Annotated in this window: 8 protein-coding genes; 3 read left to right on the forward strand and 5 right to left on the reverse strand. The window is 74.2% G+C overall.

Features of this window, described 5'->3' with window-relative positions; translation table 11 throughout:
* Positions 1-39 precede the first annotated feature (39 nt).
* Positions 40-654, forward strand: a complete 615-nt coding sequence (gene rdgB / locus E1283_RS28870) for an RdgB/HAM1 family non-canonical purine NTP pyrophosphatase (RefSeq protein ID WP_132821114.1) — start codon at positions 40-42, stop codon at positions 652-654.
* On the opposite strand, the gene E1283_RS28875 is transcribed toward rdgB, so the two are convergent.
* From E1283_RS28875 to bcp, 4 genes are all read right to left on the reverse strand, one after another.
* Positions 629-1,294, reverse strand: coding sequence for a class F sortase (locus E1283_RS28875; protein ID WP_165956284.1), 666 nt, complete (start codon positions 1,292-1,294; stop codon positions 629-631). The two genes, rdgB and E1283_RS28875, sit on opposite strands and share 26 nt — an antisense overlap.
* Positions 1,291-1,974 (reverse strand): hypothetical protein, encoded by a 684-nt coding sequence (locus E1283_RS28880; RefSeq protein WP_132821115.1) that lies wholly within the window; start codon positions 1,972-1,974, stop codon positions 1,291-1,293. The genes E1283_RS28875 and E1283_RS28880 overlap by 4 nt, the downstream gene beginning before the upstream one ends.
* A gap of 96 nt (positions 1,975-2,070) precedes the next feature.
* The gene (locus tag E1283_RS28885; RefSeq protein WP_132821116.1) at positions 2,071-2,850 is read right to left on the reverse strand and encodes an HAD-IIA family hydrolase; all 780 of its coding nucleotides are present in this window, start codon (positions 2,848-2,850) and stop codon (positions 2,071-2,073) included.
* Between the two features lie 53 nt (positions 2,851-2,903).
* On the reverse strand, positions 2,904-3,371 hold the full coding sequence (gene bcp / locus E1283_RS28890; RefSeq protein ID WP_132821117.1) for a thioredoxin-dependent thiol peroxidase: 468 nt from the start codon (positions 3,369-3,371) through the stop codon (positions 2,904-2,906).
* 148 nt (positions 3,372-3,519) lie between these two features.
* Between bcp and E1283_RS28895 the strand changes: the two genes are divergently transcribed.
* Together E1283_RS28895 and E1283_RS28900 are read left to right on the forward strand one after the other, a co-directional pair.
* On the forward strand, positions 3,520-3,852 hold the full coding sequence (locus E1283_RS28895; RefSeq protein ID WP_132821118.1) for a DUF3618 domain-containing protein: 333 nt from the start codon (positions 3,520-3,522) through the stop codon (positions 3,850-3,852).
* Between the two features lie 76 nt (positions 3,853-3,928).
* Positions 3,929-4,231: a GroES family chaperonin gene (locus E1283_RS28900; RefSeq protein WP_132821121.1), complete on the forward strand. Its 303-nt coding sequence runs from the start codon at positions 3,929-3,931 to the stop codon at positions 4,229-4,231.
* Between the two features lie 28 nt (positions 4,232-4,259).
* Here E1283_RS28900 and E1283_RS28905 read toward each other — a convergent pair whose 3' ends face one another.
* Complete coding sequence (locus E1283_RS28905; protein ID WP_132821119.1) at positions 4,260-6,629, reverse strand: transglycosylase domain-containing protein; 2,370 nt, start codon at positions 6,627-6,629, stop codon at positions 4,260-4,262.
* Between the last annotated feature and the right edge of the window lie 200 nt (positions 6,630-6,829).

Here is a 6,829-nt window from a genome sequence, read left to right on the forward strand (position 1 = left end):
GGTGGGTGGGGGAGAACCCCCGGCCGACATAATGCCGGCATGCACCGTCTCGTCCTCGCCACCCGCAACGCCCACAAGGTCACCGAGCTGCGCAGCATCCTCGCGGACGCCGGCATCACGGCGGAGCTCGTCGGCGCCGACGCCTTCCCGGAGGTCGGGGACGTCAAGGAGACCGGCGTCACCTTCGCCGAGAACGCGCTGCTCAAGGCTCGTGCCCTCGCGGCGGCGACCCGGCTGCCCGCCGTCGCCGACGACTCCGGGCTCTGTGTCGACGTCCTCGGCGGCGCGCCCGGGATCTTCTCCGCGCGGTGGGCCGGCCGGCACGGCGACGACCGGGCCAACCTGGAACTGCTCCTCGCCCAACTCGCCGACGTCTCCGACCCGCACCGGGGCGCGCACTTCGCCTGCGCCGCGGCCCTCGTGCTGCCGGACGGCACCGAGCGGGTGACCGAGGGCCGACTGCGCGGCACCCTGCGGCACGCCCCGGCCGGTGCCGGAGGCTTCGGCTACGACCCGATCCTCCAGCCGGACGGCGACACCAGGACCTGCGCCGAGCTGAGCCCGGCGGAGAAGAACGCCATCAGCCACCGCGGCCTGGCCTTCCGGGCCCTGGCCGCCGAGATCGCGGCTATGCCGACGTCGTCGTCCCGGTGAGGTAGGCGGAGACCACCACGTTCGCCGAGTAGCTCTGCCGCTCCCGGTCGAAGGTGCCGCCGCAGGTGATCAGCCGCAGCTCGGCGTCCCGCTGGCCGGAGCCCGAGGCGGGGCCCGACGCGCCGTAGACCCGCTCCGCGTCGAACTCCTCGCGCTCCACCACGTCCACGCCGCGCACCGTGAACTCGGCGACGGCGCCGTCGGCGCGCTCCACCCGCACCTCGGCGCCCGGCTCCAGCGTGCTCAGCGCGTAGAAGACGGCGGGCTCCCGCTCGGTGTCCACGTGCCCGACGAGCACCGAGGAGCCGGCGGCGCCGGGCGTCGGCCCGCCGCCGTACCAGCCGACGAGGTCGGGGCTGCTCATCGGCGGCGGCTCGACCCCGCCGGCCGCGTCCACGCCGCGTTCCACGATGTCGGCCCGGACGCCGAGCGTCTCGATCTCCACGGAACGCGGCGGCGCGGAGCCGGAGAGCGGCCGGGCGGCCGGCGGCATCTCCCGGCCCTCGTCGGCCGTCGCCCAGGGGAGTCCCACGCGGCCCGGCAGCCCGCCGTCGGTGACCTCCCTGGCCCACAGCCAGATGCCGAGCAGCACCAGCGTCCAGGTGAGCACCGGGAACAGCCGGCTCCCGCCGTGCGTCACCTCGCCCCGCGGCGCAGCCGGCGCACCGCGAACACCGCGCCGGCGGCCAGCAGTCCGCCGGTGGCGAGGGCGAGACCGGCGGGCCCCGTCGTGGCGCCGGCCGGGGCCGGTTCGCCCGCGGTGCCGCCGCCGCCCGCGCCGACCGGGGCGCTGGGCCGGCCGGGGTGTTCCGGCCGTTCGCCGTGGCCGGGGCTCTCGGGCCGCTCGTGCTGTCCGCCGGGTTCCGGAAGCTCCGGTGACTCCGGCCGCTCGGGGTGTTCCGGCCGTTCGCCGGGTTCGGGTCGGCCGGAGGCGCTCGGCAGCGGCTGTCCGGCCGGCTGGCCGTCGGTGACGACGGTCAGCCGGCCGGCGACCGGCGCTCCGTCGCACATCACCTCGACCGGGTAGCCGCCCGGCTCCAACGTCGATCTGACCCGGGCCTCGCCGAAGAGCTCGCCGCCGGGCGCCGCCGCGAGCGTCGCCTCCGCGACGAAGCCCTCGGAGCTGGCCTCCGCGGCGCCGGCCCCACAGCCGCTGACCCGCAGCTCCACCTCGTCGCCCGGGCGGGCGTCGGCCGGCCACACCTTCAGCTCGGCGCCGGTGGCCGGCGGTTCGGGATCCGGCGCGCGGACGAGCCCGGTGGCCGCCAGCGTCACGGTGGCCGCACACAGGGTGAACTTCAGGGGAGTGGCGATGCCCATGGCAGGAACCTCCGGGTCGGTACCACGAAGGTCTCCCGCCACGCGCTCCGCCGCATCCGCAGCACGCCCAGACGGGGGGCGACCGCGGACGGTCGGTCAGATCCGGTCGACGAGATCCGCGATCGAGTCCACCACGGCCGAGGGGCGGAACGGGAAGCGGTCGATCTCGTCCACCCTCGTCAGCCCGGTCAGCACCAGGAACGTCTGCATGCCCGCCTCGAGACCGGCCAGCACGTCCGTGTCCATCCGGTCGCCGATCATCGCGCTGGTCTCCGAGTGCGCGCCGATCATGTTGAGGCCCGTGCGCATCATCAGCGGGTTGGGCTTGCCCACGAAGTACGGGTCGCGGCCGGTGGCCTTGGTGATCAGCGCCGCCACCGAGCCGGTGGCCGGGAGCGCGCCCTCCGTGGAGGGTCCGGTGTGGTCCGGGTTGGTGGCGATGAACCGGGCGCCGTCGTTGATCAGCCGGATCGCCTTGGTCAGCGACTCGAAGCTGTAGGTCCTGGTCTCGCCGAGCACCACGTAGTCGGGGGCGACGTCGGTCAGCACATAGCCCACGTCGTGCAGCGCCGTCGTCAGCCCGGCCTCGCCGATCACATAGGCCGTGCCGCCCGGCCGCTGGTCGTCGAGGAACTGCGCCGTGGCCAACGCCGAGGTCCAGATGGCCTCCACCGGCACGTCGAGGCCCATCCTGGCCAGCCGGGCCTGGAGGTCCCGCCGGGTGTAGATCGAGTTGTTGGTCAGCACCAGGAACGGGAGCCCGGACTCCTTCAGCCGGGTGAGGAACCGCTCCGCGCCGGGCACCGGGACGCCCTCGTGGATCAGCACCCCGTCCATATCCGTCAGCCACGACTCGATCGGCTTGCGTTCTGCCACGTCGACGACTCCTTAGATGGTGCTCAGAGGTACTCGGGGGTGCTCGGAGGCGCTCAGAGAGCGAGGTCCTTGATGATCTTGGCGACGTGGCCGGTGGCCTTGACGTTGTAGAGGGCCCGATCCACCTTGCCGTCCTCGTCCACGATGACGGTGGAGCGGATGACGCCGGTGACCGTCTTGCCGTACAGCTTCTTCTCGCCGAAGGCACCATAGGCGGTCAGCACCGCCTTGTCAGGGTCGCTGACCAGCGTGATCCGAAGGTTCTCCCGCTCCCGGAACTTCGCCAGCTTCTCCGGCTTGTCGGGGGAGACCCCGATCACGTCGTAGCCGGCGGTGGCGAGCAGCTCCAGGTTGTCCGTGAAGTCGCACGCCTGCTTGGTGCAGCCGGGGGTGAGGGCCGCGGGGTAGAAGTAGACGATGACCTTGCGGCCCGCGTGGTCGGCCAGCGACACCGGGCGGCCGTCGGCGTCGGGCAGGGTGAAGGCCGGCGCCGGGTCTCCCGGCTGCAGACGCGTGCTCATGGCGGCTCCCTCGGAACTTCTCGGAGCTCGCCGGACGCGGTGGCGAGCTGGTACGCCACCCAGCCTAAACGGGGGGACCGACAGGCACGGTCCAGGCGGAGCTGACACACTGTGCCCAGCAAGCGGACCATGAGGAAGGGGCGGCAGCGTGAGCGAGGCAGCCGGGACACCCGCGACGCCGGCGGAGATCGAGGCGCGCATCGCGCGGCGGCGGGAGAACCTCGCCAGGGCGTTGGACGAGATCGGTACCCGCGTCCACCCGAGCACCATCGTCGGCGACGTGCGGGCGCGGGCCGCCGCCAGCGTGGACCGCACCACCGGACGGGCCCTCGAAGCCGTCAACCGCACCGTCACCGGCGTGCGTTCGCAGGTCGTCTCGGAGAACGGCGGCCCACGGCTCGACCGCCTGGTGCCGGTGGCGCTGCTGACGGTCGCCGCGGTGGGCCTGCTGGTGGTCTCCGCCCGCCGCCGACGCCGGTAGTTCCGGCTTCACAGACCTGAGATACGGTCATCACGTGAGTTCTTCCGCGCCGTCCCACGACAAGCTGCCCATCCGGATGCTGCACGACCGGGTGCTGGTCCGCGCCGACTCCGCCGAGGGCGAGCGCCGTTCCCTCGGCGGCATCGTCATCCCCGCGACGGCCCAGGTCGGCCGCCGCCTCGACTGGGCCGAGGTCGTCGCCGTCGGGCAGAACGTGCGGACCGTGGAGCCGGGCGACCGGGTGCTGTACGACCCGGAGGAGCGGGCCGAGGTCGAGGTCCGCGGCGTCTCCTACCTGTTGATGCGCGAGCGCGACCTGCACGCCGTCGCCGCCGAGCGCCTCCAGGGAACCGAGGACTCCACCGGGCTCTACCTGTAGCCCTCCCCGAAGACCGCCCGGACAGGACCTAGCCGAACCCCACCACCCCGACGACCGGCACCCGTACGAGGTAGGAGCCCGTCGGGAGCATCGCCGCCGGCGACCGGCCCGGCGCCTCGTCCGGGCTGCCCGTGCCACCGCCGTCGCCGCCGGGATCCGGCGTCCCGGCCGGCCCCTCGGTCTCCACCGGGGACTCGCCGCCGCCCGGCGTGCCGGTTCCACCGCCCGGCTCCGCGGGGCCCGTCCGTTCCGGCTCCCGAGGTTCGGCCGGTCCCTCCGACTCGGCCGGCTCCTCGGTCTCGTCCCGTTCCTCGGACGAGGGTTCGTCCGCCGGTTCGTCCGGCGCGATGTCGCTCCCCTCCAGCTCGAACCGCCGCTCCCGCGTGCCCTCCAGTGCCTCCCGGGTGTACTGCGCCCAGATCTCGGCCGGGAACCCGCCGCCGTTGATCCGCTCCATGCCCGCGGCGCCGTACAGCCTTCGCTGCTCGCCGGACTCGGGGTCCTGCCCGAACACCGCGACCACGGTGGCCAGTTCCGGCGTGTAGCCGGCGAACCAGGCGGCCCGGTCCTCCTCCGCGGTGCCCGTCTTGCCGGCGGCCTGCCGGCCCGACTCGGCGGCGGCCCGGCCGGTGCCCGCGCGGACCACGCCGGCCAGCACCGCCGTGGTGCCGTCCGCGGCCTCCCGGGAGACGGCGCGCTCCACGCGCTGCTCCGGCAGTTCGACCTTCTCGCCGTTCCTGGTGACCTCGGTGACCAGCGTGGCGTCCCGGTGCATGCCGTGCGCGGCCAGCGTCGCGTACGCCTCGGCCACGTCCAGGGTGCTGGGGGTCGCGGTGCCGAGCGAGATCGAGCCCTGGGCGCCGTCGAGCCCCGGGGTGGTCTCGGGGATGCCGAGCCCGACCGCCGTCTCGCGCACCCGCTTGGGCCCGACGTCGGCGCCCATCTGCGCGAACACCGCGTTGACGGACCGGTCCATGGCGTCGGTGACGGAGAGCGTGTCGAAGTCCTCGCCGCCCTCGTTCTCCGGCGCCCAGCCGCTGCCCTCGCCGCCGCGGCCGATCACCTCGCGGCCGCTGTCACCCTCGTACTCGGTGTCGGGGCCGATCCGTTCGCCGTCCGCGGTCTCCGACTCGTGTTCCAGCGCCGCCGTGTAGACGATCGGCTTGAACGTGGACGCCGCCTGGTAGTCGCGCCGGGTCGCGTTGTTGACGTACTGCTCGGTGTAGTCCCGGCCGCCGTACATCGCGACCACCCGGCCGGACTCCACGTCCACCGAGGTGGCGCCCGCCCGGACGTACGAGTCGGGCGGCTCGTCGGCCGCGAGCCCGTCGAGCAGCCGCTCGTTCACCGCGCGGGTGAGGGCGCGCTGCCGCTCGGGCTCGATCGTGGTGGTGATCCGGTAGCCGCCATCGGCCAGTTGGCTCTCGTCGGCGACGCCGGCCTCCTCCAGGTACTGCTTCACCGCCTCCACCAGGTAGCCGCGCTCGCCGGAGAGGCTGTCGGCCGGCGTGACCTCGCGCGGCTCGGGGAACTCCATCCCGTCCCGCCGCCGCTCGTCGAGCCACCCCTCGGAGACCATGCCGTCCAGCACGTACTCCCAACGGGCCACCGCGCGCGGCTCGTTGTCCGGGTTGACCCGGACGTCGTAGGCGCTCGGCGCGTTGAGCAGCGCGGCCAGGTAGGCGCCCTCGGCGGTGCCGAGCTCGTCGACGTCCTTGTCGTAGTAGGCGTGGGCGGCGGCCTGGATGCCGTAGGCGTTGCGCCCGAAGTAGCTGGTGTTGAGGTAGCCCTCCAGGATGTCGTCCTTGCTGACCTCGCGCCCGAGCTTCACCGCGATGATCAGCTCCTTGACCTTGCGGCTGACGGTCTGCCGCTGGTCCAGGTAGTAGTTCTTCACATACTGCTGGGTGATGGTCGATCCGGACTGCTTGTCCCCGCCGCGCACCATGTTCCAGGCCGCCCGCACCATCGCCGTGACGTCGACGGCCGGGTCGTGGTAGAAGTTCCGGTCCTCGGCGGCCAGTACCGCGTTCCGCACCGTCCTCGGCACCTCGGACAGCGACACGCTCTCCCGGTTCACCTCGCCGGCCACCGCGAGCTGCGAACCGTCCGCGTAGCGGTAGACGTTCGCCTCGGCGGCGGCCGCCGACTTGGGCTCGGGAATGTCCACCAGCAGATAGGCGGCCGCCAACGACCCGGAGCCGCCGAGCACGCCGAGCGTGGCGCCGGCGAACACCATCCGCCAGGTGGGCAGCAGCCGCCGCAGCCCGTGCCGGCGCGGCCGCCGACGCCGGCCGCGCAGCCCGCCGGTGTGCCTGGCCGGCCACCCGGGCCAGCTCGGCCGCCACCGGCGGCCGCCCGCGGCCGCGCCGCGCCGGCCCGTCTCGCCGTCGGTCATCGGCTCACCTGCCCCGGGCCCCGGGCCGCCGGGGGTGCGCTCGTCTCATACCCGACCGTCTAGGGCACCCGCGCGCCGACGGCCCCGAGCCCCGGCCCGCCGATCGCCCGGACGGCGGTAGCGGCTCACCCGTAGGAGCGGCCCGTGCGGACCGGATCGCGGGCGCCCTCCGGGCGGCGCCTAGCTGCCGCCCCCACCCC

The sequence above is a fragment of the Streptomyces hainanensis genome, from assembly GCF_004348415.1.
Classification (GTDB): domain Bacteria; phylum Actinomycetota; class Actinomycetes; order Streptomycetales; family Streptomycetaceae; genus Streptomyces; species Streptomyces hainanensis.

Excerpts from the sequence above, each read along its gene's own strand:
- rdgB (WP_132821114.1), top strand. The coding sequence starts at position 40 with ATGCACCGTCTCGTCCTCGCCACCCGCAACGCCCACAAGGTCACCGAG.
- E1283_RS28880 (WP_132821115.1), bottom strand. The coding sequence starts at position 1,974 with ATGGGCATCGCCACTCCCCTGAAGTTCACCCTGTGTGCGGCCACCGTG.
- bcp (WP_132821117.1), bottom strand. The coding sequence starts at position 3,371 with ATGAGCACGCGTCTGCAGCCGGGAGACCCGGCGCCGGCCTTCACCCTG.
- E1283_RS28900 (WP_132821121.1), top strand. The coding sequence starts at position 3,929 with ATGCTGCACGACCGGGTGCTGGTCCGCGCCGACTCCGCCGAGGGCGAG.
- E1283_RS28905 (WP_132821119.1), bottom strand. The coding sequence starts at position 6,629 with ATGACCGACGGCGAGACGGGCCGGCGCGGCGCGGCCGCGGGCGGCCGC.